The organism is Fictibacillus nanhaiensis (genome assembly GCF_049537595.1).
In the GTDB taxonomy this organism is placed as follows: Bacteria; Bacillota; Bacilli; order Bacillales; family Fictibacillaceae; genus Fictibacillus; species Fictibacillus nanhaiensis_F.
The window spans coordinates 2,160,334-2,184,117 of the sequence record NZ_JBMULM010000001.1 but is presented as its reverse complement, the minus strand read 5'-3'; the positions used below and the strand labels follow the sequence as shown (position 1 = coordinate 2,184,117).

Genomic DNA, 23,784 nt, shown 5'->3' with positions numbered 1-23,784 from the left:
TTTTGTTCGTTTTATTTTTTCTTTTCATAATACATAAACGCCAGGGCACCTATTAGAATCGAACCTTTTACGATATCTTGTGCGTAGTACGGGACGTTTAGCATCGTTAACCCATTAAGAAGTATACCGATCAAAACGGCACCAACAAATGTGCCGGTCACATTTGGTTTACCTGCGCCAAACACGGAAAAGCCAATAAAAGCTGCTGCAACACCATCCATTAATAGAGGAGCACCAGCGGAAACTTGCCCGGTTCCGATTCTTGCCGCTAATAATATACCAGCAAGAGTGGCAAAGAATGCAGATAAAAGATAAGCATACATCTTGTAACGCTGGACAGGGACACCAGATAGACGAGCAGCTTCTTCATTTCCGCCTGTAATATACAATAATCTGCCGAAACGAGTCTGCTGTAGAATGACATGGACAACAATAACCGCGATCAGCATGATGATGACAGGTACCGGAACAGACCATATCTCACCTTGACCAATAAATAAGAAAGATGGAAGGAAAACACCAGGAGCTGTTCCACCTTCTGATAAAGGCATGTTGTTGTAGATTGAAAATCCTTTTGTGAACGTAAGATGCAATCCATTGATAATATACATAACGGCTAATGTTGCGAGTAGATCTGGAAGTCTCACTTTTACAACGAAGAACGAGTTTAATAGTCCTACTAATAGTCCGATTGCTATTGGAATAAGAATGGCGATGATCGTTTCTTGGCGATAAAGAACGAGTGCTGCAGCACTGGTAACGGTCGCAAGGCTTGCCGTCGATCCAACAGAAAGGTCAAACCCACCTACGATTAAAGAGATGGTTACACCGATTGAAAGCAACGTAATAATAGAAACCGAGCGTAAGATATCTGTAAAGTTTTGATAACTTAAGAACTTATCGTTTGCTAGACTAAATCCGATAACGGTTAATAATATGACAAGAAGGGTGCCGTATCGGTAAAGAAAAGGAAAAATCTTTTCCTGAAGCGAGAGTTTAGTAGTGTTTATGTCGTTCTCAACGTGTTCTTTATGAACGTACTGTGCCATAATGACCTCCAGTTGCATACTGCATAATTTTTTCAGTGGTAGCTTCGTGTTTGTTTAATTCTCCTGCAATCTTTCCATCGTACATAACGAGGATTCGGTCACAAAATGCGAGCAGTTCTTGTATCTCACTCGTAAAATAGAGAACTCCTTTTTTCTTGTCAGCTAAGTTCTTGATGCATTGAAACACATCTTGCTTAGCGCCAACATCAATACCTTTAGTCGGCTCATCGAAAATGAACACATCCCCGTCCGTAAGAAGCCATTTACCAATCGATGCTTTTTGCTGATTACCCCCGCTTAAATGGTTCAGCAAGAGTGAAGATTTTTGTGTCTTGATACCGAGTTGTTTAATCCATTTTTCAGCTTCCGTCTTTTCGCGGTTTCTTTGGATAAACCCGAACTTGGTAAACTGCTTTAAGACGGGGAGGGTTAAATTCTCAATCACATTGTAATCGACGAGTATTCCTTCTTTGCGTCTCTCTTCTGGAACAAAGCCAATACCAGCCGAAATGGCTTTTTGAGGGTTCGAAATTCTTATTTTTCTACCCTTCATGTAAAGAGAGTCTTTCGATGGATCTGCACCAAACAATGCTCTAGCCGTTTCCGTTTTTCCTGCACCTACTAATCCAGCAACTCCTACAATTTCTCCTTCTCGAACAGATAGAGACAGAGTTTCACCTGTACCTGGCACACTGAACTGTTTGACTTCCAAAAGGGTATCGCCTAGTTTTCTATCTTCTTCATCGTTTAAGAGTTCAACCAATTCATTGCCTAGCATCGAGCGAACAATTTCTTCAGATGAACAGTCAGACGTTTCTTTTTGAAGGGTCACATATCCATCTTTTAAGACGGTTACTTTTGTCGACAGTTCCATGATTTCAGGTATACGGTGAGAAATATAGATAATGCCTACATTTTGCTTCTGAAGTTCACGAAGTACAGAGAATAGATGTTGAGTTTCTTTCGTACTAAGTGAGGCTGTAGGTTCATCAAGAATAATAAAAGATATATTTCGAGAAATTGCTTTTGCGATGAGTACTAACTGTTTCTCAGCCAAAGAACATTGAGAGAGTGGCATGGCAGGATCCAGTGTTAAGCCCACTCTTTTCAATAGCTCTTGAGCCACTTTGTATCTTTTTTTCCAGGAGAAGAAGGCAGGTCCCGTGATAAAAGTATTCATCGTTACGTTCTCTGCGATACTTAAAGAAGAGACGAGGGCAGTATCTACTTCTTGAACGACCATTTCTATGCCAGCAGCTTTTGCATGAGCCGGTGTTTTGATAGTCAGTTCTTCTTCATCCAACGTGATAAAACCGCCATCACGCTCATAATCGCCTGAAAGTATTTTCATGAGTGTACTCTTACCAGCTCCATTTGCTCCTAAAAGCGCATGGACCTCACCGCTTTTTACGGTGAAGTCCACTCCTTTTAAAACAATCTGTTCACCAAATGATTTTTGTATAGAAGTTAATGTGAGTATCGTCATTGTTGGTTATCCTTACGTAAGTTTTCCATCCAAGGAGATGTTCCGGCATCTGATTTGCCCCAGCCTTCTACATACTTACCGATCTCATCCATAGATACTTTAGACTTAGGCAGATCCTCTTTTTCTACAAGGTGAGGTTGAACACTATAGATTTGTGGTGTTTCTTCACCGGCTACTTTTTGGTAAAGAAAGCGCACTTGCAGTTTTCCTACATCAGCGGGATCTGTTGCTGCGGTTGACACCCACGGACTATCACTTTCTTGCATCAGTTGCAGATCTTCGTCACTTAGGTCGATTCCATATACTTTAATCTCGTCACGTCCTGCTTGTTGAATCGCACGCGTTACGCCTTTAGCAAATTCGTCCCAAGGAGCGAATACCGCATCAATGTCACCTTTTTTCGGATATTTTTGGAGCAAGGCTTCCATTTGCGATTGTGTATCAAGTGCCGTATTCTGTGTTGCAGTACCAAAACGAGCGATCTCTTTTATCGAAGGATAACGCTTCTTGAAAGCTTCATACATAACGTTTCTTCGTTCCATCGGTGTGAAACCGCCTACCCAGACGTAAACGATCTCACCTTTTCCATTTAAGTCTTGCGCCATGCTTCGTAAAGCATTCCAAGAAAGGCTATAGTCATCCTGATCGATAACGGTTACACCTGGTATGTTGATATCACTATCAAATGCGACAACAGGAATTCCTGCTGCAACTGCTTTTTTTACACTTGGTGCAATTGCATCAGCACGACCATGATCGATTAAGATTCCATCAACTTGCTGGTTAACGGCTGTTTCTACATATGCTGCCATTTTAGAAAGATCGTTATCAGCGTTATAGATCTGTACCTCACCACCGAACTCTTCCACTTGCTTCTTTACGCCACTAATATATTGAGAAGAAAAAGTACCAATAGAGAACTGGTTGATCGAAGCGATTTTTAAAGGCTTCTGAAGCTGTTCTGGAACTTTGCTAGATGTTGAAGCTGTATTTTTTTGTTTTGTTTGTGACTCATTTCCAGCAGCTGGTTTGGCTTCTGTTTTATTAGAAAGAGCATCTTGTTCATTGGTGCATCCTGTTAAGAACAAGGCAGTTGTTAGGCAAGCGGTTGCCAAGACTCTATAAGGTTTCAATATTTTCATCCTCCTTAAGTGTGGCTAGCGCTTCTCGATAATTGCCGCTCACGATCCCTTTTTCTGTAATGATCGCTGAAATGTATTCAGCAGGAGTGACATCGAAAGCGGGGTTGAATACTTTTATTCCTTCCGGTGCAATACGAATACCGTTTAGATGAGTGACTTCTTCTTCTGGACGTTCTTCGATCGGAATATCATCACCGCTTGTAGTTTTTAAATCCAATGTAGATAGAGGACAAGCTACATAGAAGGGAATACTAAGTGCTCTTGCTTGAAGCGCAAGCCCAAAAGTTCCGATCTTGTTAGCTGTATCGCCATTCGCCGCTACACGGTCACATCCAACGATAACGGCTTTAATATTTTTTGTTTTAAGCGTGTGGGCTGCCATATTATCTGTGATCAAGGTCACATCAATATCGTTTGCTTGCAGCTCCCATGCTGTTAAACGAGATCCTTGTAAGACTGGACGCGTTTCGTTCGCGTATACAGAAAGATTCCAGCCTTGCTCTTTTGCAAGATGAAAAGGTGCTAAAGCTGTTCCATATTTGCTTGTCGCGATGGCACCAGCATTACAGATCGTCATGACAGCATCTCCGTCTTGAAGTAGCGACAAGGCGTACTCACCGATCTTTCTGCATGTGTTCTCGTCTTCTTCTTGAATTAAAAGTGCTTCAGCTTCAATGTTTTTTTTCGCCTCTTCGACAGAAGCAGATCGTTCGGCAGATGCCACAACACGGTCTAAGGCCCAGAATAAATTAACAGCGGTCGGGCGAGAGGAGGCTAGATAATCTCTTTGTTTTTGTAATTTTGATAAAAACGAGGAATGCACGGCCTCTTTCTCAGCATTACTCCATAGTGCGAGTCCGAATGCTGCAGCAATTCCAATCGCAGGAGCGCCTCGAACTTTAAGTTTAGAAATTGCGTCCCATACGTGTTCAATCGTGGTTACGTTTAAATAAACCGTGTGATGGGGAAGTTGTTGTTGATCTAATATAAGAAGATGGTTACCTCTGTATCGAACAGAAGGAACCCACTTTTCAGCTACAGTCATAATTTAAGCACCTCTAATCCAGTCAGTAAGTTCTGTGATGTTTGTAATTTTTCTCTGATTTTTAATCAGTTTTGCACCTAGCGCTAGAGCTGTTTTTTTATAAAAGAGCTCAACTTCTTTTTGCGGTATAGAGTCTAGATCAGCGACATGTGCAAGTCCGATCGTTCTTCGAATGATTTCACATCCCGCAAATCCAATCGCTTCTTGAAAGGTTTTTTTTAAGAAATTTTCAAGAACACCGTCAATCTTGGCAAAAGGATCAGTAGCTTTCTCGTTCCAAAGCGCTGTAAACGTATCTCTGTATGTCTCCCAAGTCTTTTCAATCGTTTGTAACAGGTAGGTTTGTAAAGTTTCACGATGAAACGGTTCTTTTGCATGTGCATTCTGAGAAAGATGATTAAGCGCAAGGTTAGCTATGAAGTGAGCGATATCAAATCCGGCTGGACCATAGAACGCAAACTCAGGATCGATTACTTTAGTTGAATCACTTTTCACAAAAATACTTCCAGAATGCAGATCTCCGTGAAGAAGAACTTCAGCTTTTGTCAAGAATGATAGTCGTAGTTGTGCCACTTCTTTTAAAAGCTCTTTGTCGTTCCATATTCGCTCAACATCAGGTTGAAGTTCAGCAGGGAAGTCGTTCGTATCGTTATTGAAGAATGGATCTGTAAACACTAAATCTTCCGTGATCTTACAAAGTTCAGGATTTGAAAATTTTCTAACTTGTTCTTTCTTTTCAAACGGATGCAGATAGAAATCGCTAGAGTAAAAAGCTGTTTTAGCAGCAAACGTTCCAATGTCATCAGCGAGATTAGGGTAAATTTGTCCTTCAATAAGACCTTTTCGAAGGATGATATGATCAGACAAATCTTCCATAACTGTGACAGCAAGTGCTGAATCTGAAAATAAAACCTTCGGAACCAAGTGAGGAACGGATTCAGCTTCTTTTAATAAAGCATCGCTCTCAATTCGTGCACGATCTAGAGTGAGCGGCCAGCTTTCGCCAACCACTTTTGCATAAGGAAGTGCTTGTTTGACGATCACCGCTTTTTTGGAGAGTGCGCTTTCAATGTGAAAAACAAGGTTTAAGTTGCCATCTCCAATCTCTCTAACCTGAAATTGGTTTTGTTCAGAAGCTTCGAAAAATGCTAAAGGTTTTACCACATCAAGGACTGTCAATTCATTTAATGGTTCATATGTAGGTTTTACTTGTACACTCATTTTTTGTTCCCCCCGGAAAATTTTTTGCAAATAAAAAGAGCCTCTTTTCGTATAAGAAAAGAGGCTCGGAATGATGATTTCCCGTGCCTCTTATCTTAGCAAAACATAATGTTTTGCCGGAATTAGCACCGTGCCATACGCTGACTAGATCAGCGGCTCCCCATAGAATGCGGGCGCCCCATCTTACAATGGTATTACGGTCGGTTGCTGGGTTTCATCGGGCCATATCCCTCCACCTGCTCTTGATAAGAGACCAAAATTATTCGTTTGTTAATGCGTAACAATATTCACGCAATTCATAATCGTTATACTACAACGTTGTATGAAGATCTGTCAACACTAAATTTTAAAACGATTTAATAAAGATCTGTTCGACGGTCGTTAAACACAGGAACCTTTACGCGTACTTCGTCTACTAATTCAGGTGAGATCTCTGCTGTGATGATCTGCTCATCATGCGCCGATCCTTCAGCGATAATATCTCCCCAAGGGTCAATGATTAATGATTGACCCGCAAAAGTATTTTTAGGGTCGCTTCCTACCCGGTTACAAGCAACCACATAGCATTGATTCTCAATAGCACGTGCGATAAGCAGTGACCGCCAATGGGTTTGTCTTTGAATCGGCCATTCGGCAGGAACGAATAAAATCTTAGCCCCGTTTAAGAAAGGTGCGCGAATCCATTCAGGAAAACGGATGTCGTAACAGATAGCAAGAGTGGAGAGGGTGTCGTCGATTGTAAACAGGTTACTGTTACTTCCTGGTGAGATATACTTTTCTTCTTCCATAAGAGTGATCAGATGAGCTTTAGAATAGGTGCCAACCTGTTCACCATTTCTGTTGTAAGTGAGTGATGTATTGTAAACAGTATTGCTTTCACGATACGCGATAGACCCGCCGACAATATTAGTATTAAGCTCTTTAGACAATCGACTTAACCAATCCTTAGCTTTTTTACCATCATGATCGCTAATCTCATCTAATCGAGTAAGGTCATATCCTGTATCCCACAGTTCTGGCAGAACGATTGTATCAGGTTGGTGCTGTTGAACCGCTTCACGGATTTTATTTTCGATGTGTTCATAATTTTTTTCAGGATCGCCAAAATGTATAACAACTTGAATACAGGCAATTTTCATGATTGTACCCTCCAGATTGTAAAAAAGTCTTTACAGAATTTCCTTAAGCGTATAACATAACTGATTAGAATTTCAAGAACATTCAAATTAGACTGGAAGTGATTGTCGTGAAACGATTTGAACAGGCAGAAGTGATGGGGAAGCTGCCGGAGCAATTTTTCGCAAAGCTTGTAAAAAAAGTATCTCACTATGTGGAGCAAGGCTATGACGTTATTAATCTAGGGCAAGGAAATCCCGATCAACCGACTCCACAGCATATTGTTGAAGCATTGAAGGAAGGTGCAGAAAGACCAGACTTCCATAAATACTCTCCGTTTCGAGGACACGGATTCTTAAAGCAAGCTGCAGTTGATTTTTATAAAAGAGAATATGGTGTGACACTTGATCCTGAGAAAGAAGTAGCCGTACTCTTTGGAGGGAAAGTGGGTTTAGTAGAATTATCACAATGTTATTTAAACCAAGGAGATGTTGCGCTCGTTCCAGATCCAGGATACCCCGATTACTGGTCAGGTGTAGCAATGGCCGGAGCTACGATGGAGACGATGCCCTTAAGAAAAGAAAATGAATTTCTCCCGAAGTATGATGATTTACATGAAACGGTCTTGAACAAAGCTAAGCTTATGTTCTTGAACTATCCGAACAATCCAACAGCTGGTGTTGCAACAGAATCTTTTTTTAAAGAGACAGTGGAACTTGCTAACAAACATGATATCCTCGTGTGCCATGATTTTGCTTATGGAGCAATTGGGTTTGATGGACAGAAACCGATCAGCTTTCTACAGACCGAAGGAGCAAAAGACGTAGGGATAGAGATCTATACCCTTTCTAAGACGTATAACATGGCAGGCTGGCGCGTTGGTTTTGCCGTAGGAAACGAATCTGTCATCGAATCAATCAATCTACTACAAGATCATTTTTATGTAAGCTTGTTTGGAGCGGTCCAGCATGCAGCAGCTAAAGCCTTGAACGGCTCTCAGCAATGTGTGGATGAACTGGTAGATACATATGAACGCCGCCGAAATGCATTTATTGGACGCTTGAATGAAAACGGATGGAACGTGGATTCGCCAAAAGGTTCCTTCTTCTGCTGGCTGCCTGTGCCTGAAGGTTATACATCAGAAACGTTCGCAGACTACTTGCTTGAGGAAGCACATGTCGTCGTCGCACCTGGCATCGGATTTGGAAGTGAAGGCGACCGATATGTACGTGCCGGCCTACTAACGTCTGAAGAACGTCTGATCGAGGCTGCAGATCGTATTGCTAAATTAATTTAAATTAGTCTTTTAAGAAAGTTGATTGGGGTGCAAGATGCGAGACTCCTGGGGGACGAGTGTGGAAAGTGAGACCCTTAAGGGCGCAAAGCGGCAAGGGGCTCACCGCACGCCTCCCGGAAAGCGAGCATCTGGAACGGAAATCAATTGCTTTCAAGGGTTGACATATCCTTCATACCCTGTCATAATCACAATTAAAATTATATTCTAACAATTTGCACTCTTATTAAGAGCAGGTGGAGGGACTAGCCCGATGAAACCCGGCAACCATTCAGTTAATTTAGCTTAACTGAAAACGGTGCTAATTCTTGCAGTCGAACGATTGGCTGAGAGATAAGAGGAAGCGGAACTGTCAATATGTAGACACCCCTTCCTCGTGAAGGGGTTTTTTGCGTTATTGAAAGGAGAACGACGAACATGAGTAAAATTACGGCGACGTACTTAGTACATGATAAAAAAGAGAATCTACACAAAAAAGCAGAAGGCATCGCACTCGGACTTACAGTAGGTTCTTGGACAGATCTTCCTCAACTTGAGCAAGATCAGCTAAAAAAACATAAAGGTATTGTGGAAGAGGTAACCGAACTTCCTGAAGATCCACGTGCTGATCAATTTTTAGGAAGTAAAAGAACTAGGGGCTTGCTTAAAATTTCCTATCCATCAGCAAACTTTTCAAATGATATCCCAGCTATTCTAACGACAGTATTCGGTAAGCTTTCGTTAGATGGTGAGATCAAGCTCGTAGATTTAGAGTTTGATAAAGATCTAGAACATAAATTTCCTGGTCCAAAGTTCGGGATAACAGGAATCCGAGATATCTTAGACGTACATAACCGTCCACTTGTTATGAGTATTTTTAAAGGGGTACTCGGAAAAGATCTTTCGTTCTTTAAACAGCAATTATATGAGCAGGCTTTAGGTGGGGTAGATCTTGTAAAAGATGATGAAATTCTTTTTGAGAACCCACTTACTCCTTTTGAAGAAAGAGTGAAAATCGCTAAAGAAGTATTAAAGTCTGTTCACGAGCGAACAGGGGAAAAGACGCTTTACGCAGTTAACTTGACAGGCAGAACGAGTGAACTTCGAGACAAAGCGAGGCGCGCAGCAGAATTAGGAGCTAACGCATTATTGTTCAACGTTTTATCCTATGGACCAGATGTATTGCAAGAATTAGCAGAAGATAAAGAGATCCCTCTTCCAATAATGGCACACCCTGCACTATCCGGAGCTATTGGATCATCATCTCTCTACGGAATTGGTTATTCCGTTTTACTAGGTAAACTGCTTCGTTATGCAGGTGCCGATCTTGTGTTGTTCCCATCACCATATGGAAGCGTAGCACTTGATCGTAAAGAAACCCTGAATATCGCGGATGCCTTAACAACAGATAGAATTTCATTAAACAAGTCGTTTCCTGTCCCATCAGCAGGTATCCATCCAGGTTTAACTCCGGTTTTATACAATGACTTCGGCTTAGACAGTGTTATAAACGCAGGTGGAGGCATACATGGTCATCCAGATGGAGCAGCAGGTGGAGCACGTGCTTTCCGTCAGGCGATAGATGCCGTTGTTAAAGGAGAAGACTTTGAAAGTTTTGCTGAAAAACATGCAGAACTACAAAAAGCATTAGAGCTTTGGGGCGGTGTTCCAGTAAAATGACAACTCAAGAACAATCCGTAATCTTTTGTGATTTTGACGGAACTGTAACGGAGAAAGATAATATCGTCGCGATTATGGAAGAATTTTCACCTGAGGGCTGGCAACCAATCGTGAATGAAATCTTGAATGAAACGATCTCGATTCGAGAAGGGGTCGGTAAATTGTTTTCTAGAATCTCTTCGGATAAAAAGGAAGAAATCATTGAATTCGTTTTAACACGATCTAAGATCAGAGAAGGGTTTCAGGAATTTATCTCATTTACTCAAAGTGAGAGGATTCCACTTTACATCGTTAGCGGTGGTATTGATTTTTTTGTTCATCCTGTACTAGAGAACAAACTAGAAAAAGACCATGTTTTTTGTAACGCAAGTGATTTTACAAACGACACGATAAAAATCACTTGGCCGAATGTATGTGATGATCAATGTGACAATGATTGTGGATGTTGTAAACCTTCTGTTATTAGAAGACTTGAAGAGAGATATCCGGGAGCAGAAAAGATTGTGATCGGAGATTCGATCACTGATCTTCAAGCATCTAAGATGGCAGATGTGGTTTTTGCAAGAGATTATCTGATTGAAAAATGTAAAGAAAACCAAATACCATACACACCATTTGAAACCTTTCATGACATCGTTCATGTCTTAGAGAAAAGAGGTGTAAAAAGTTGAGTAAACAACAGCGCTGGAATGAGCTTGCGGATGTAAAGGGTGAGCTGGCATCAAGAAATTGGTTTCCTGGAACAAGTGGTAACCTATCCATTAAAGTAAGTGATTCACCTCTCGCTTTTTACGTTTCTGCAAGCGGAAAAGATAAAACAAAGCGTACCTCAGAAGACTTTCTTTTAGTAGATCAGTACGGTGAACCGGTAGAAGAAACGCATTTGAAAGCTTCAGCAGAAACAGGTATTCATTGTGAAGTCTATCGATTAACGGATGCAGGCTGTTGTTTACACGTTCACACCGTGGATAATAACTTAATCTCTGAGATATATGGTGATGAAGGGGAGATTACGTTCAAAGGCCAAGAACTGATAAAAGCTTTTGGAATATGGGAAGAAGAAGGAAGTATTACAGTCCCTATCGTTGAAAATTACGGTGATCTTTCAAAGCTATCAGAAGCCGTGGGTGCGGTGATAAAGCCTGATACAAAAGCTGTTTTGATACGCAATCATGGGATTACCGTATGGGGCAGAAATGCTTTTGAAGCGAAGAAACATTTAGAAGCTTTTGAGTTTTTGTTTTCTTACCACCTCAAGTTACAAACTTTAACTTTTTTAAATAAAAATCAATCATTTGGAGGCGTTAAAAATGGCACAACTACGATTTCATGATAATAATGAAAGAATTGAAAAACAAAGCGAGGTAGAAGCATACTTAAATTCTCAGGAAGTTATTTACGAAAAGTGGGACATTGAAAAACTTCCATCACACCTTCGTGAAAATTTCTCGTTAAGCGATGAGGACAAAGCAGAAGTGATTCAAACCTTTCGAAGTGAGATCGATGATATTTCTGAGCGCAGAGGGTATGTAACAGAAGATGTCATTTCACTTTCAGATGCGACACCAAACCTGGATGAGCTTTTGAAAAACTTCTTAGCAGAACATCATCACACAGATGATGAAGTACGATTTATCGTTTCTGGACATGGAATTTTTGCGATAGAAGGACCAAACGGAAGATTCTTTGATGTTGAATTAGAACCGGGAGATCTTATCTCTGTTCCAGAAAATTTCCGTCACTATTTCACGCTGCAAGAAGATCGTAAAGTAGTAGCGGTCCGCATCTTCAAATCAAAAGAAGGCTGGGTACCTATTTACGATAAACAGCCTCAAGAAGCCAAATAATAAACATGGCACACCATTTTATTACGAATGAAATGGTGTGTTTTCTTTTGTAATGAAAGAGTAGTTGGCGGTTCAGGCGCTCGTCCGGCGGCTGACAAGCACGATGGACGAGCGCCGTACAGAAAATACGAGCGCCAAACCTAACAACTCCGTTAGTTTAAGTGTAATTATTCACAGAGATTATTCTTTTTAAATGATCATTATTTATCTATGACAATCGATAATTTATAGTTTGCATGCTCGTTTAAGCTCTTCAAAAAATCATTTAATATTTCATTAGAAGGAAATTTGCATTCTAGAAGGTAACAACCGTCTCCACTAATTTTATAGTTATTGATTATGTGTTGCTCTTTAGTTTTTATGAACGACAAATAGGGCTGATGAAAAGTGCTTCGCGTAATGATTGTAATAAAGGCATGTATAAAATACCCCAATTTATATCGATTGACTTTTATGGTATAACCCTCAATAACTCCACTATCCTCTAATTTCGCCACTCTAGCTGAAACAGCTGGTCCAGTTAAATGGACTTTCTCACCTAACTCTTTCATCGTGAGCCGACTGTTCTTGGATAGTTCATCCAACATACGTAAGTCCGTCTTATCTAACATTTATATAACTCCTTTCATTATAAAGTCAAACAGCCAAAAGACTTTAATTAATCTATGTATCGGTCAATGGGTATTATATAGAATATATATTGTTCAAAGGAAATTTTAAAGAAGAGGAGATAACAAATATGAATATACAACAAATTCGTAATGCAACAATAGTTGTTGAATACGCAGGAAAAAAGTTTTTAATCGATCCAATGTTAGCGGAAAAAGGGACATATCCTCCTTTCCCGAATTCACCAAGACAAGAACAAAATAATCCATTAGTTGACTTACCGACTTCCCTTAAAAATATTATTAAAGGGATTGATGCAGTTATTGTTACTCACCTGCATTATGATCATTGGGATGAAGTTGCAAAAGAAGTATTACCAAAGGATATCCAATTATTTGCGCAAAATGAAGAAGATGCGACAGAAATTCGAAACGCTGGTTTTCAAAGTGTAGAGGTTTTACAAGAAGATACAGTCTTTGAAGGTATCCAATTAATTAAAACAAAAGGCGAGCATGGAAGAGGAGAAATCTTAAAACTTGCTGGTCTAGTATGTGGCATTGTCTTCAAACATCAAATTGAGAAAACATTATATGTTGCTGGAGATACGGTATGGTATGAAGCAGTTCAAGAGGAAATCAACACACATAAACCAGAAATTATTGTGGTAAATGCGGGAGATAACCAATTCTTTGAAGGCGGCTCTCTTGTCATGGGCAAAGATGATGTCTATGAAGTGTATAAGGCTGCTCCTAACGCAAAGTTAATTGCTGTCCACATGGAAGCGGTGAACCACTGGGGATTGTCCAGAAAAAAATTAAAAAAGTTTGTAAGTGAAAAAGGTATTGCGTCTAGTGTATTAGTGCCAGATGACGGTGAATCATACAGATTTTAAGAATGTAAAAAGACAGAAAGTGATTTCTGTTTTTTTTTTGGATACTCCACAATCCTGAACGTTTGTGGCATAAGGACACCATGAAAAAAATCGCAACGAATTACGCTGCGATTTTTAGTGCTAATTACTATGCAATTTGACTTGTTTTTTATCGTTTTCTTCCTCAAAAGAAACCCGTTACTGTCAAACGCATATGCTTTTTTTTTAAAAAATTATTCTTCTACTTTCGCTCTTCTTAAATTAATCAAGCGATACGTGTGCAGGGCGATAACCTTAAGCACCGCATATACTGGAACCGCAAGAATTAATCCGAGCAGACCACCAAGGCTTCCTGCTACAAGCAAGATAGAAATAATCGTAAGCGGATGAATATCTAGCTTTTTACCCATAACTTGTGGAGAGATTACATTACCCTCGATCTGCTGAGCAATAACCATAACGACTAGCACTTTAATGACCATCGCAGGCGAATCGACAATGGCTACGATCAGTGCTGGAACGACTCCGATAATCGGTCCAAGGAACGGAATCACATTTGTGAACATCGCTATGATAGCTAAGATCAGAGAGTATTCAATTCCAATGACTAGATAACCAATATACAGCATAGTTCCCACACAGACACTGACTAAGATTTGTCCTTGGATGTAAGAGCTGAGTGCGTTGTCCATGTCTTTTAGAATTTTTGTACCATTATTACGCTGTCTTTCTGGAAGCGTTTGAAGCACCATCTGTGGAGCTTTTTCACCCTCTTTTAGCATGTAATAAAGAATGAAAGGAACGGTAACAAAAATCATAATAATGTTTGTGATGATTCCAATAAAGTTTGCGATGTTCGTACCAATTGTTTGAACACTAGTAGACAGATAAGCAGACACTTTATCAGAGATTTCTTTTACGTCAAATTGGTCACTTTCTTGGAAACGGCTTACCCATTCATTTTGCTGTAAATCATTTAGCTTTGAACGAATAGCATCGATTAAAGCAGGTGTATTCTCGATTAAATTACTTACCTGTCTTTGTAGTATCGGGCCAATAGAATAGAACAGCAATACGAAAAGTCCGATCGCAAGCAGATAGATTAGAAGGATAGATAACACCTTCGGCACATTTCGCTTATGCAAGAACTGAACGACAGGTCGGAACAGATAATAAAGAACACCGCCAAGTAAAAACGGGAAAAATAACGTTTGAACAAGAACGACGAGCGGCCTGAAAATAAAATCAATCTTTGTTCCTACTAAAATGATTAAAAAAATGAGGAGAAATCCGTAACCGATACGAAAAAATTTCGACTGTGGCATGTAATGATCACCTTTATCTTCTGAAATATGTATTCATTATATACAACTTATGAGAACATGCACAAATTTTTAAAAAACACCACTACAAGGATAAAAGCATATGCTGAGTAATGGGCATACGTACTAGAAATGGAGTTTGTACAGAAAGGATGAAACCAATGTGCGGAATAACGGGTTGGGCAGATTGGAATCGTAACCTCACACAAGAAAAAAATATATTGATTAAGATGGCCACACCTTTATCAAAAAGAGGACCTGACGCACTCAATGTATGGAGTACGACGCATGCAGGTTTTGGTCACGCAAGGTTAGCTGTTGTAGACATTGAAGGCGGCGTTCAGCCGATGACAAGAACAAAGAACAAATTACAGTATACGCTTTGCTATAACGGAGAGCTGTACAACACAGAAGATCTACGTAAGGAACTTTTACAAAGAGGGTATTCGTTTGAGGGGCATTCTGATACAGAAGTGTTGCTTACTTCTTATATGGAATGGGGAGAAAGTTGTATTGATCGATTTAATGGAATATTTGCATTTGGCATTTGGGATGAAGAAAAGCAAAGTTTGTTTGTAGCTCGAGATCGACTAGGGGTAAAGCCATTTTTTTATACGGAAAAAGGCGGTATGCTATTATTTGGGTCTGAAATAAAATCTATATTAGCTCATCCAGATGTGAAGGCCGAAATAGATCGTGAAGGATTGCAAGAAGTGTTTGGTCTAGGACCATCGCGTACCCCAGGCAATGGTGTATATAAAGGAATAAAAGAACTTCGTCCGGCTCATGCTGCAACGTATTCGAAAAACGGGCTGAAAATTTGGCGGTATTGGAACGTAGAAAGTAAACCACATCAAGACTCTTTAGAAGACACGATAGAAAATGTGAAGGATCTTGTGACTGATGCAGTAACACGACAGCTGGTTGCAGATGTACCCGTATGTACGTTTCTCTCTGGCGGCCTCGATTCAAGTGCTATAACAGCAATCGCAGCTAAATATTTTAAAGAAGAAAACAAGGGTGACCTTCATACGTTCAGCATTGATTATGTTGATAATGAGAAGTATTTTAAAGCGAGTGATTATCAGCCTAATTCAGATGCGTATTGGATCAATCAGATGGTTGAGGCGACAGGATCTGTTCATCATAGCTGCGTGATCGATAATGAACTATTAATCAATCATTTGCGTGAAGCTGTTACTGTTCGGGATCTGCCAGGAATGGCTGATGTGGATTCTTCTCTGTTATGGTTCTGTCGTCAGATTAAACCACAGTCAACCGTTGCATTATCAGGAGAATGCGCAGACGAGATCTTTGGAGGGTATCCATGGTTTCATAAAGAAGAGTTACTAAACCGTCCGATGTTTCCGTGGATGCGTTCAACAGAAGCTCGGCAGAATCTCTTGCAAGACTCGTGGGCTAGTAAACTAAATTTAGCTTCGTATGTGCAGCAACGTTACGAAGAGACGGTAAATGAAACGCCTGTCTTAGAGGGAGAATCAAAAATAGAAGCGCGAAGACGAGAAATCTTCTATTTGAATATGATTTGGTTTATGACGACTCTATTGGATCGCAAAGACCGCATGAGCATGGGAGCTTCATTAGAAGTAAGGGTACCTTTTGCAGATCATAGAATAGTAGAATACGCATGGAACATTCCTTGGGACATGAAAATGTTAGATGGAAGAGAGAAGGGAATACTTAGAAAAGCACTTACTGGTGTTCTTCCGAATGATGTTCTATATCGGAAAAAGAGTCCTTACCCGAAAACGTTCCATCCGGATTATACGAACGGCGTAAAAGATTGGCTAACAAGCATTGTCGCAAAAAAGAATTCACCATTGTTTGAAGTATTAAACCGAGCACGCGTTCAGGATATCATTCAAACGAACGGAGAGACGTTTAAAGAACCTTGGTTCGGCCAGCTTATGACAGGACCACAATTAATGGCTCATCTTGCGCAGATCGACAGCTGGTTGACAGACTATAATATTAATATTGTAGATTAAATACAAAAAACCGGAGTACATACTGTTCTCCGGTTTTTTGTATTTATGCAGTTGCTTCTTGTTCCACGACTAATTGTTTTTGCCACTTTCTATTACGCCATCTCGACAGCATGAATAACCCCCGCAGCCATTCATCTGCAGTGAAAGCTAGCCAGATCCCTATTAACCCCAGATCAAAGGTAATTCCCAACAAGTAGGCAAGAGGGACACTTACTCCCCACATAGAGATGACACCCATAATGACCGGAAATTTCACATCACCTGCAGCTCTCAAACTAGAAATGATAACAAGATTAAAAGAACGGCCAGGTTCGAGCAGGAGCGTTAAGTATAAAAGAATAGTACCCTCCTTAATAATTTCAGGGTTATCTGTGAAAATAGACAGAAGTGGCTTTGCGAATAGAGAAGCTATACCTGCCATAAGAAAACTTATAATCATGGCATACGTCTGACTTTTAAGACACATCTTATAAGCAGAGTCGTATGATTTTGCACCTATTAAATGACCGATTAATATCTGTGTACCTTGACCGATCGCTACGGCGAAAAGGAAGATAAACATCATAATATTAAAGGTATACACTTTAGTCGTTAGTGCAGTTGTACCGAGCAGCGTAATGAAGAACGTGATCAGCATCTGAGAACCGCTGTAGGAAAGGTGCTCTCCAGCTGAGGGTAATCCGATTTTTAATACACTTTTAATATGAAGAGGAAATAGTTTGATTGAACTCGCAAAGGGCAGTGGTATAGAAGAGCGCTTGAACAAGAGATAAAGAATCACAACTAATCCTAAAAAGCGGCTAACAGATGTTGATATCGCTACACCTTCAACACCTAGTACAGGGAAGCCGAAAGCACCGAAGATGAATAAATAGTTTCCAAATACGTTTAAGATGTTCATTCCAATCGTCACGTACATAGCATCTTTCGTAAAACCGTAGCTTCTAATTGCAGCTCCTATCGTCATGATGACCGATTGGATAAATGAAAATCCTCCTACGATCATAAGATAGCTAGATGCTTCCGCCATCAACTCTGGTGGCGTATTCATCCATTTTAAGAACACATCTCCAAAGATTAATAATGCAGCACTTAAGAGCAACCCAAAAAGCAAGTTCCCTAAGATCGCAACGACAGCTACCTCAGCAGCCGTTCGTTCAAGCTTAGCACCTATTGCCTGAGCAATAACGACGCTGGCTCCGGTAGCAACGAATCCAAACATAACGATTACGATTGATAACAGTTGATTAGTAAGACCAACAGCGGCTACAGAATGATCGGAATATTGACTGAGCATAAGAGTATCGGCGTTCCCCATCAACATATGAAGCATAATCTCTATAAAAATTGGCCACGTTATGGCAAAAAGGGAAAGCTTAGCAGCTTTGTTGCCTTTCATGTGAATCCCTCTCCATCGTGTTTATATTGTATGGTTTTAACATTTACCTATTGTAACAGGTATGAGTACTTACTGAAATAAAATCCCCTCACTTTTTACAGTGAGGGGAGGGAACATATTTATTTTCTTCTATATATACTAAAGCCATATCCAGGGAGAGAACCTGAGAATGATGACCCCAAAACGTGGGAGTAATCTTCAGGGATCTCAATGGAAAGTTCCACGCTGTGTTCACTAGCATTCAAAAGAATCCAAACACTTTCTTCTTCTGTTGAACGCTCATAAACCAATGTTTGCTCATCAGCCTTAATAAACTTTATTTCCCCATCATTTGCTAATACTTTGTGATCTTGACGAAGGCTAAGCAATGCTTGAATGTGATTGAACAGTTTTAGATCCTGTTTCGTTTCATCCCATTCCATACATTTTCTGCAACCCGGATCATTACCACCCGTCATACCGATCTCGTCGCCATAATAGATACACGGTGTTCCTTTAAAGGTTAACATCAATAAGAACAATAACTTCATCTTATCTTTATTTTCATCACAGAACGTTAGAACACGTTTTGTATCGTGTGAGCCTAAAAGATTGAACGCGGCTTCGTTGACGTTTTCAGGGTACATATGAAGAACGGCAGTGATCTTTTCAGCAAAAACTTTTGCATCGATCGTTTCTTTTGCTACAAAATCAAGGGCAGCATTTGTGAATGGATAGTTCATAACGGCGTCGAACTGATCGCCTTGAAGCCAATTCATCGAATCATGCCAGATCTCACCTAAGATATATGCATCTGGCTTGACAGACTTAACAGCTGTTCTGAATTCTCTCCAAAATGAATGATCCACTTCATTTGCAACATCTAATCTCCATCCATCAATATCAAACTCTTCCACCCAATAGCGAGCGACCTTGAGTAAGTATTCGCGAACCTCTGGGTTTTCAGTGTTCAATTTCGGCATAGCTTTTTCAAAAGCAAACGTATCATAATTAGGGCGTGGTTCAGTCTGGATTGGAAATTCTCTTAAATGGAACCAATTCTTATAAGAAGAATTCTCTTGATTACTTAACACATCCTGAAACGGTTCAAAATAGTACCCGCTATGATTGAACACGGCATCAAGCATAACTTTAATACCGTTTTCATGACATACTTTCACTAATTGCCTAAACGTTTCTTTATCACCGAACTGTGGATCGATCTCTAAATAATCGATCGTATCGTATTTATGATTAGATTTTGCTTTAAAGATAGGTGTGAAGTAGATTCCTGTTACACCAAGTTTAACGAGGTGATCGATGTGATCAATCACACCTTGAAAATCTCCACCAAAAAAATTATTGAATTTCGGTTCTTCGCTTGCCCACGGAAGAGAACCTTCAGGATCGTTGCTCGTATCTCCATTTGCAAAACGCTCAGGGAAGATTTGATACCAAACCGTATCCTTCACCCAAGAAGGGGCACGAAAAACATCAATGCCATTTAAGAATGGAAAACAAAAGTAATAAGCCGTGTCATCGAACGGAGCTTCGTTATAGAAGCCTTTTTCGGTAAACACTAACGTTTCATCACCGCTTTTTAGTTCAAATCCATACCGCAAACGCCTAAACGGGGGTTGAATCGCTATAAAATAGTAATCGAAATATTCGTCTGTACCCGAAAGTGTCATGAGCGATCGAGACGTCTGCCAGCCATCCTTCGTCCAGTCATAAGGATCACCGTGAATTAACGTTACAGAATCAACATCACCTTTTTTAGTACGAAGTCGGATGTGTAGGGTAGTCTCGTCATATGCATAAGCAAAGTTGTTGCCTGATCTGTGGTAGATTGCTTCTTTTAACATATTTTAAACTCCTCTCAGTTTTGGGCAATAAAAATGGGGCACAACCTATAGAAACTAGGTTGTACCCCTAAGGAACGTACATTGCCTTCAACTTGTAATGGTGATAGTATAAACCGCTTTCACCAATAAAATCAAGAGAAATGAAAGCGAAACCAAAAATAATTAAAAAAGTATTGTAAAAATTCAAAGCATAGGTATAATGAAATTGAGCAGGTAATGCAATCGTTTTCATAAACGGCAAAAACTTGATAAGAAGACAGAAAATATTTTTTTGCTAATTTGTGCAAACGTTTGTATGCTTTGATCTTTTAACAATAATGGGGGGTACAATTTGATGAAAAAGTTATTAGCTTTGCCTTTAACTTTTGCTCTAGCGGCAAGTGCTTTAGCTGCTTGCGGACCGCAAGAAGACAGTTCTTCTACAGGCGGTAAGAAAGACTCGGCTGCAGACAAGCCCGAAAAATTAGTAATGTGGGAAGACCAAGAAAAAGGTGCTGGAACGAAAGACGCGATCAAAAAGTTCGAAGAGAAATACGGCATCAAAGTTGATCTGAAAGAAATCCCAATGTTAGATCAACAAGAGAAGCTTCGTCTTGATGGACCAGCTAAAAAAGGACCGGATGTTATTACAACTCCGCATGACCGTATTGGACCATTAGCGATCGAAGGTCTTATCGCACCAATTAAAGTATCTGATGATGTAACAAAGCTTTACACTGAATCTTCAATTAACGCATTAACATATGATGGAAAGCTTTACGGACTTCCAAAATCAACTGAAACACCTGTTTTCATCTACAACAAAAAATTAATGCCTGAAGCACCTGAATCTTTTGATGATGTACTTGCATTCTCTAAAGGTGACAAAGGTGGAGCACAGTATGGCTTCTTAGCTAACTGGACTGACTTCTACTTTGCAAATGGCGTGCTTTCTGGATATGGAAGCTATGTATTCAAAGACGACAACGGAACTTTAGATGCAAAAGACCTTGGTCTTTCTAACAAAGGTGCTGTTGAAGGTTTAGATTATATCACTAGCTGGTACAAAGACGGCTTATTCCCTAAAGGAATCATCGGTGAAAAAGCTGGCCCTACGATCGACGGTCTTTTCCAAGAAGGAAAAGTTGCTTCAGTTATGAACGGACCATGGTCTTTCCAAGGCTATAAAGATGCTGGAATTGATATCGGTGTTTCACCAATGCCTAAACTTCCAAACGGTGAAGATGTAAAAACGTTTATCGGTGTTAAAGGTTACAACGTAAGCCAATTCTCTCCTAACCAAGAGTGGGCTGCAAAGCTTGTTGAGTTCATCACAAACGAAGAAAATGCTAAGACTCGTTTTGAGAAAACAGCAGAGATCCCTCCAATCGTATCTTTAATGGAGGACCCAATCATCGCAGACAACGAAGCAGCTAAAGCTGTAGCCGTTCAATCAGAACGTGGAGTTCCAATGCCTAACATTCCTGAAATGGCAGAAGTTTGGGCTCCGGCTGCAAACGCACTTCAATTATCTGCAACTGGTAAGTCTGAGCCAAAAGCTGCTCTAGAAAGCGCAGTTAAGACGATCGGACAAAACATTGAAGCGAACCACGGTAAAAAATAATAAGCAGTAACTGGAAAGCGGTACCCAGACGTCGCGGGTACTGCTTTCTCTAACTATTGTGTGTGTTGGAAAGATTTCACATATAAATGGGTCCTAAAATCTTTCGAACAATACACAAAAGTGGGGAAAAGAAAGGGGAAACCTGTAATGACACACCGTAAGACTGCAGCTTTGCTGTCAATCATTCCAGGAATGGGGCAATTTTATAACAAGCAATTTGTTAAAGGTTTCGCATTCTTGTTTTTAGCAATTTGTTATTTTATAGCATTTCTTGATTTTCTAAACATTGGACTTTGGGGAATTGTAACACTTGGAACAGAAGTGCCTAGAGATCACTCCATCTTCTTACTTGTTAACGGCGTAATCTCTATACTTGTAGTAGGCATTGGATTAGGATTTTACTACTTTAATATCTATGATGCTTTTCAAAACGGAAAGAAACGGGATAACGGCGTTAAACTTAACACACTCAAAGAGCAATATCACAATGTAGTAGACAAAGGGTTTCCTTATTTAATGGTTGGACCTGGATTCTTATTGTTGATCTTCGTTGTTATTTTTCCAATCATCTTTATGTTGTTGCTCGCATTTACGAACTACAATTTATACAACTCACCACCTGCAAAGCTTGTTGATTGGGTTGGTTTCAAGAATTTTATTGAAATTTTCTCTCTAGACATTTGGCGTGAGACGTTTATCTCTGTATTTGCATGGACAATTATCTGGACATTTACAGCGACTACACTTCAAGTTTCTGTAGGTATTTTCTTAGCAGTTGTATTGAACCAAAAAGAAATTAAGTTTAAAGGGATCATTCGAACACTATTAATCTTGCCATGGGCTGTACCAGCATTCGTATCAATCTTAATTTTCTCAGGATTGTTCAATGACACATTCGGAGCGATTAACCAATCTATCTTAGCACCACTTGGAATCGATTCCATACCGTGGATGACTGATCCGTTCTATACGAAGGTGGCTTTAATCTTTATCCAATCATGGCTCGGTTTCCCGTTCATCATGGCAATGACAACGGGCGTACTTCAGTCGATTCCTGGTGAACTTTATGAAGCGGCAACTGTGGATGGGGCATCGAACTGGGATAAATTCCGTAAGATCACGCTTCCGATGGTCTTATTTACAACAGCACCAATATTAATTACGCAATACACGTTCAACTTTAATAACTTCAACGTTATCTATCTATTTAACAACGGTGGACCTGCAGTAGCAGATCAAAATGCAGGTGGGACAGACATCTTGATCTCTTGGATCTACAACTTAACGATGACTTCAGCTCAATACAGCAAGGCTGCAGCTGTAACTGTATTATTATCGTTGATCATCGTGTCACTTGCATTGTGGCAGTTTAGAAAAACGAAATCATTTAAGGACGAAGGAATGATTTAATATGAGTATAAAAACAGCAAGAAGAATTCGATTAACTCTGTCCTATCTAGTATTATTGTCAGCGATCGCAATCGTGATCTATCCGATCCTTTGGGTAATAGGTTCTTCCTTTAATCCAGGAAACACTCTATCCAGTTCTACGATCATTCCAAAAAATGCGACTCTTGCTCATTATAAAGAGCTATTTGCTGAGACGGATTATCTGATCTGGTATTGGAACACATTGAAGATTTGTTTTATTACGATGGTTCTTTCTGTTATCTTTATCGGCCTAACCGCTTATGCATTCTCAAGATATAAGTTTATTGGACGTAAGAATGGATTGCTTCTTTTCCTAATCTTGCAGATGATACCACAATTCGTAGCGATTCTAGCTATCTACATCCTAGCTTACCAAGTAGGTTTGCTTGATACACACTTTGCCTTAATCCTTGTTTATGTGGGTGGATTGATTCCGATGAACACATACTTGGCGAAGAACTATTACGATACGATTCCAAAAGAACTAGACGAATCTGCGCGAATTGATGGCGCTGGTCACTTTCGTATCTTTTGGCAGATCATCCTGCCGCTTTCAAAACCAATCTTAGCGGTAATCGCACTTTTCAGTTTCATCTCACCGTTCGCTGATTTTATCTTAGCGTCCATTCTGATCAGTTCAGATGAAAAGATGACTCTCGCGGTTGGTCTGTTTAACATGATTAAGAATGAGTTCGGGAACAGTTTCACACTATTTGCTGCGGGATCTGTATTAGTAGCGATTCCGATCGGTCTATTGTTCTTATCACTGCAACGTTACTTTATCTCTGGCTTAACTGCTGGTGGTACAAAAGGTTAATCACAGCACCTCAATATAGG

The 23,784-nt window shown here is 40.0% G+C and carries 20 protein-coding genes and 2 riboswitches; of the genes, 10 read left to right on the top strand and 10 right to left on the bottom strand.

All coding sequences use genetic code 11. From position 1 onward, the window contains the following. Window positions 1-11: 11 nt before the first annotated feature. The 6 genes from ACOZ9X_RS11060 to ACOZ9X_RS11035 all read right to left on the bottom strand — a co-directional run bounded on the left by ACOZ9X_RS11060 (window position 12) and on the right by ACOZ9X_RS11035 (window position 7,082). Complete coding sequence (locus tag ACOZ9X_RS11060; protein ID WP_423418158.1) at window positions 12-1,049, bottom strand: ABC transporter permease; 1,038 nt, start codon at window positions 1,047-1,049, stop codon at window positions 12-14. Further along, window positions 1,030-2,535 carry a sugar ABC transporter ATP-binding protein gene (locus ACOZ9X_RS11055; RefSeq protein WP_423418157.1) on the bottom strand — a complete coding sequence of 502 codons (1,506 nt, stop codon included), beginning with the start codon at window positions 2,533-2,535 and terminating at the stop codon, window positions 1,030-1,032. Before ACOZ9X_RS11055 ends, ACOZ9X_RS11060 begins: the two co-directional genes overlap by 20 nt. Further along, the gene (locus ACOZ9X_RS11050; RefSeq protein WP_423418156.1) at window positions 2,532-3,677 is read right to left on the bottom strand and encodes a sugar ABC transporter substrate-binding protein; all 1,146 of its coding nucleotides are present in this window, start codon (window positions 3,675-3,677) and stop codon (window positions 2,532-2,534) included. Before ACOZ9X_RS11050 ends, ACOZ9X_RS11055 begins: the two co-directional genes overlap by 4 nt. Continuing rightward, window positions 3,655-4,722 carry an S-methyl-5-thioribose-1-phosphate isomerase gene (gene mtnA / locus ACOZ9X_RS11045; protein ID WP_423418155.1) on the bottom strand — a complete coding sequence of 356 codons (1,068 nt, stop codon included), beginning with the start codon at window positions 4,720-4,722 and terminating at the stop codon, window positions 3,655-3,657. Before mtnA ends, ACOZ9X_RS11050 begins: the two co-directional genes overlap by 23 nt. A 3-nt stretch (window positions 4,723-4,725) precedes the next feature. Continuing rightward, a complete protein-coding gene (mtnK, locus tag ACOZ9X_RS11040) occupies window positions 4,726-5,943 on the bottom strand; it encodes an S-methyl-5-thioribose kinase (protein ID WP_423418154.1) in 1,218 nt (405 codons plus the stop codon). A gap of 87 nt (window positions 5,944-6,030) precedes the next feature. After that, window positions 6,031-6,195, bottom strand: a riboswitch (SAM riboswitch). A gap of 104 nt (window positions 6,196-6,299) precedes the next feature. After that, the gene (locus ACOZ9X_RS11035) at window positions 6,300-7,082 is read right to left on the bottom strand and encodes a carbon-nitrogen family hydrolase (RefSeq protein ID WP_423418153.1); all 783 of its coding nucleotides are present in this window, start codon (window positions 7,080-7,082) and stop codon (window positions 6,300-6,302) included. Window positions 7,083-7,189: 107 nt separating this feature from the next. Between ACOZ9X_RS11035 and ACOZ9X_RS11030 the strand changes: the two genes are divergently transcribed. From ACOZ9X_RS11030 to ACOZ9X_RS11010, 5 genes are all read left to right on the top strand, one after another. Next, window positions 7,190-8,356, top strand: a complete 1,167-nt coding sequence (locus ACOZ9X_RS11030) for a pyridoxal phosphate-dependent aminotransferase (protein ID WP_423418152.1) — start codon at window positions 7,190-7,192, stop codon at window positions 8,354-8,356. Window positions 8,357-8,573: 217 nt separating this feature from the next. Continuing rightward, window positions 8,574-8,693, top strand: a riboswitch (SAM riboswitch). A 77-nt stretch (window positions 8,694-8,770) separates the two neighbouring features. After that, entirely contained in the window at window positions 8,771-10,012 is a 1,242-nt protein-coding gene (locus ACOZ9X_RS11025) for a 2,3-diketo-5-methylthiopentyl-1-phosphate enolase (protein ID WP_423418151.1), read from the top strand. Further along, entirely contained in the window at window positions 10,009-10,683 is a 675-nt protein-coding gene (locus tag ACOZ9X_RS11020; RefSeq protein ID WP_423418150.1) for a 2-hydroxy-3-keto-5-methylthiopentenyl-1-phosphate phosphatase, read from the top strand. The genes ACOZ9X_RS11025 and ACOZ9X_RS11020 overlap by 4 nt, the downstream gene beginning before the upstream one ends. Beyond that, complete coding sequence (locus ACOZ9X_RS11015) at window positions 10,680-11,345, top strand: methylthioribulose 1-phosphate dehydratase (RefSeq protein WP_423418149.1); 666 nt, start codon at window positions 10,680-10,682, stop codon at window positions 11,343-11,345. The genes ACOZ9X_RS11020 and ACOZ9X_RS11015 overlap by 4 nt, the downstream gene beginning before the upstream one ends. Further along, entirely contained in the window at window positions 11,323-11,859 is a 537-nt protein-coding gene (locus tag ACOZ9X_RS11010; RefSeq protein ID WP_423418148.1) for a 1,2-dihydroxy-3-keto-5-methylthiopentene dioxygenase, read from the top strand. The genes ACOZ9X_RS11015 and ACOZ9X_RS11010 overlap by 23 nt, the downstream gene beginning before the upstream one ends. Window positions 11,860-12,059: 200 nt before the next feature. Here the strand turns inward: ACOZ9X_RS11010 and ACOZ9X_RS11005 are convergent, their stop codons facing one another. Beyond that, window positions 12,060-12,470, bottom strand: a complete 411-nt coding sequence (locus ACOZ9X_RS11005; RefSeq protein ID WP_423418147.1) for an Lrp/AsnC family transcriptional regulator — start codon at window positions 12,468-12,470, stop codon at window positions 12,060-12,062. 128 nt (window positions 12,471-12,598) lie between these two features. Between ACOZ9X_RS11005 and ACOZ9X_RS11000 the strand changes: the two genes are divergently transcribed. Then, window positions 12,599-13,360 (top strand): MBL fold metallo-hydrolase, encoded by a 762-nt coding sequence (locus ACOZ9X_RS11000; RefSeq protein WP_423418146.1) that lies wholly within the window; start codon window positions 12,599-12,601, stop codon window positions 13,358-13,360. 212 nt (window positions 13,361-13,572) lie between these two features. On the opposite strand, the gene ACOZ9X_RS10995 is transcribed toward ACOZ9X_RS11000, so the two are convergent. Beyond that, the gene (locus ACOZ9X_RS10995; RefSeq protein WP_423418145.1) at window positions 13,573-14,664 is read right to left on the bottom strand and encodes an AI-2E family transporter; all 1,092 of its coding nucleotides are present in this window, start codon (window positions 14,662-14,664) and stop codon (window positions 13,573-13,575) included. A 158-nt stretch (window positions 14,665-14,822) separates the two neighbouring features. Here ACOZ9X_RS10995 and asnB point away from each other — a divergent pair, with 158 nt between their 5' ends. Further along, on the top strand, window positions 14,823-16,670 hold the full coding sequence (asnB, locus tag ACOZ9X_RS10990) for an asparagine synthase (glutamine-hydrolyzing) (RefSeq protein ID WP_423418144.1): 1,848 nt from the start codon (window positions 14,823-14,825) through the stop codon (window positions 16,668-16,670). 43 nt (window positions 16,671-16,713) lie between these two features. Here asnB and ACOZ9X_RS10985 read toward each other — a convergent pair whose 3' ends face one another. After that, on the bottom strand, window positions 16,714-18,069 hold the full coding sequence (locus ACOZ9X_RS10985; RefSeq protein ID WP_423418143.1) for an MATE family efflux transporter: 1,356 nt from the start codon (window positions 18,067-18,069) through the stop codon (window positions 16,714-16,716). Window positions 18,070-18,188: 119 nt separating this feature from the next. After that, a complete protein-coding gene (locus ACOZ9X_RS10980; RefSeq protein WP_423418142.1) occupies window positions 18,189-19,913 on the bottom strand; it encodes a glycoside hydrolase family 13 protein in 1,725 nt (574 codons plus the stop codon). Window positions 19,914-20,247: 334 nt separating this feature from the next. Here ACOZ9X_RS10980 and ACOZ9X_RS10975 point away from each other — a divergent pair, with 334 nt between their 5' ends. The 3 genes from ACOZ9X_RS10975 (at window position 20,248) to ACOZ9X_RS10965 (ending at window position 23,764) form a co-directional block, all read left to right on the top strand. Beyond that, the gene (locus tag ACOZ9X_RS10975) at window positions 20,248-21,516 is read left to right on the top strand and encodes an extracellular solute-binding protein (RefSeq protein WP_423418141.1); all 1,269 of its coding nucleotides are present in this window, start codon (window positions 20,248-20,250) and stop codon (window positions 21,514-21,516) included. Window positions 21,517-21,663: 147 nt separating this feature from the next. Next, the gene (locus tag ACOZ9X_RS10970) at window positions 21,664-22,926 is read left to right on the top strand and encodes a carbohydrate ABC transporter permease (protein WP_066393023.1); all 1,263 of its coding nucleotides are present in this window, start codon (window positions 21,664-21,666) and stop codon (window positions 22,924-22,926) included. A gap of 1 nt (window position 22,927) precedes the next feature. After that, window positions 22,928-23,764: a sugar ABC transporter permease gene (locus tag ACOZ9X_RS10965; protein ID WP_066393025.1), complete on the top strand. Its 837-nt coding sequence runs from the start codon at window positions 22,928-22,930 to the stop codon at window positions 23,762-23,764. The last annotated feature ends 20 nt before the right edge of the window (window positions 23,765-23,784 follow it).

Excerpts from the sequence above, each read along its gene's own strand:
- ACOZ9X_RS11060 (WP_423418158.1), bottom strand. The coding sequence starts at position 1,049 with ATGGCACAGTACGTTCATAAAGAACACGTTGAGAACGACATAAACACT.
- ACOZ9X_RS11055 (WP_423418157.1), bottom strand. The coding sequence starts at position 2,535 with ATGACGATACTCACATTAACTTCTATACAAAAATCATTTGGTGAACAG.
- ACOZ9X_RS11050 (WP_423418156.1), bottom strand. The coding sequence starts at position 3,677 with ATGAAAATATTGAAACCTTATAGAGTCTTGGCAACCGCTTGCCTAACA.
- mtnA (WP_423418155.1), bottom strand. The coding sequence starts at position 4,722 with ATGACTGTAGCTGAAAAGTGGGTTCCTTCTGTTCGATACAGAGGTAAC.
- mtnK (WP_423418154.1), bottom strand. The coding sequence starts at position 5,943 with ATGAGTGTACAAGTAAAACCTACATATGAACCATTAAATGAATTGACA.
- ACOZ9X_RS11035 (WP_423418153.1), bottom strand. The coding sequence starts at position 7,082 with ATGAAAATTGCCTGTATTCAAGTTGTTATACATTTTGGCGATCCTGAA.
- ACOZ9X_RS11025 (WP_423418151.1), top strand. The coding sequence starts at position 8,771 with ATGAGTAAAATTACGGCGACGTACTTAGTACATGATAAAAAAGAGAAT.
- ACOZ9X_RS11020 (WP_423418150.1), top strand. The coding sequence starts at position 10,009 with ATGACAACTCAAGAACAATCCGTAATCTTTTGTGATTTTGACGGAACT.
- ACOZ9X_RS11010 (WP_423418148.1), top strand. The coding sequence starts at position 11,323 with ATGGCACAACTACGATTTCATGATAATAATGAAAGAATTGAAAAACAA.
- ACOZ9X_RS11005 (WP_423418147.1), bottom strand. The coding sequence starts at position 12,470 with ATGTTAGATAAGACGGACTTACGTATGTTGGATGAACTATCCAAGAAC.
- ACOZ9X_RS11000 (WP_423418146.1), top strand. The coding sequence starts at position 12,599 with ATGAATATACAACAAATTCGTAATGCAACAATAGTTGTTGAATACGCA.
- ACOZ9X_RS10995 (WP_423418145.1), bottom strand. The coding sequence starts at position 14,664 with ATGCCACAGTCGAAATTTTTTCGTATCGGTTACGGATTTCTCCTCATT.
- asnB (WP_423418144.1), top strand. The coding sequence starts at position 14,823 with ATGTGCGGAATAACGGGTTGGGCAGATTGGAATCGTAACCTCACACAA.
- ACOZ9X_RS10985 (WP_423418143.1), bottom strand. The coding sequence starts at position 18,069 with ATGAAAGGCAACAAAGCTGCTAAGCTTTCCCTTTTTGCCATAACGTGG.
- ACOZ9X_RS10980 (WP_423418142.1), bottom strand. The coding sequence starts at position 19,913 with ATGTTAAAAGAAGCAATCTACCACAGATCAGGCAACAACTTTGCTTAT.
- ACOZ9X_RS10975 (WP_423418141.1), top strand. The coding sequence starts at position 20,248 with ATGAAAAAGTTATTAGCTTTGCCTTTAACTTTTGCTCTAGCGGCAAGT.
- ACOZ9X_RS10970 (WP_066393023.1), top strand. The coding sequence starts at position 21,664 with ATGACACACCGTAAGACTGCAGCTTTGCTGTCAATCATTCCAGGAATG.
- ACOZ9X_RS10965 (WP_066393025.1), top strand. The coding sequence starts at position 22,928 with ATGAGTATAAAAACAGCAAGAAGAATTCGATTAACTCTGTCCTATCTA.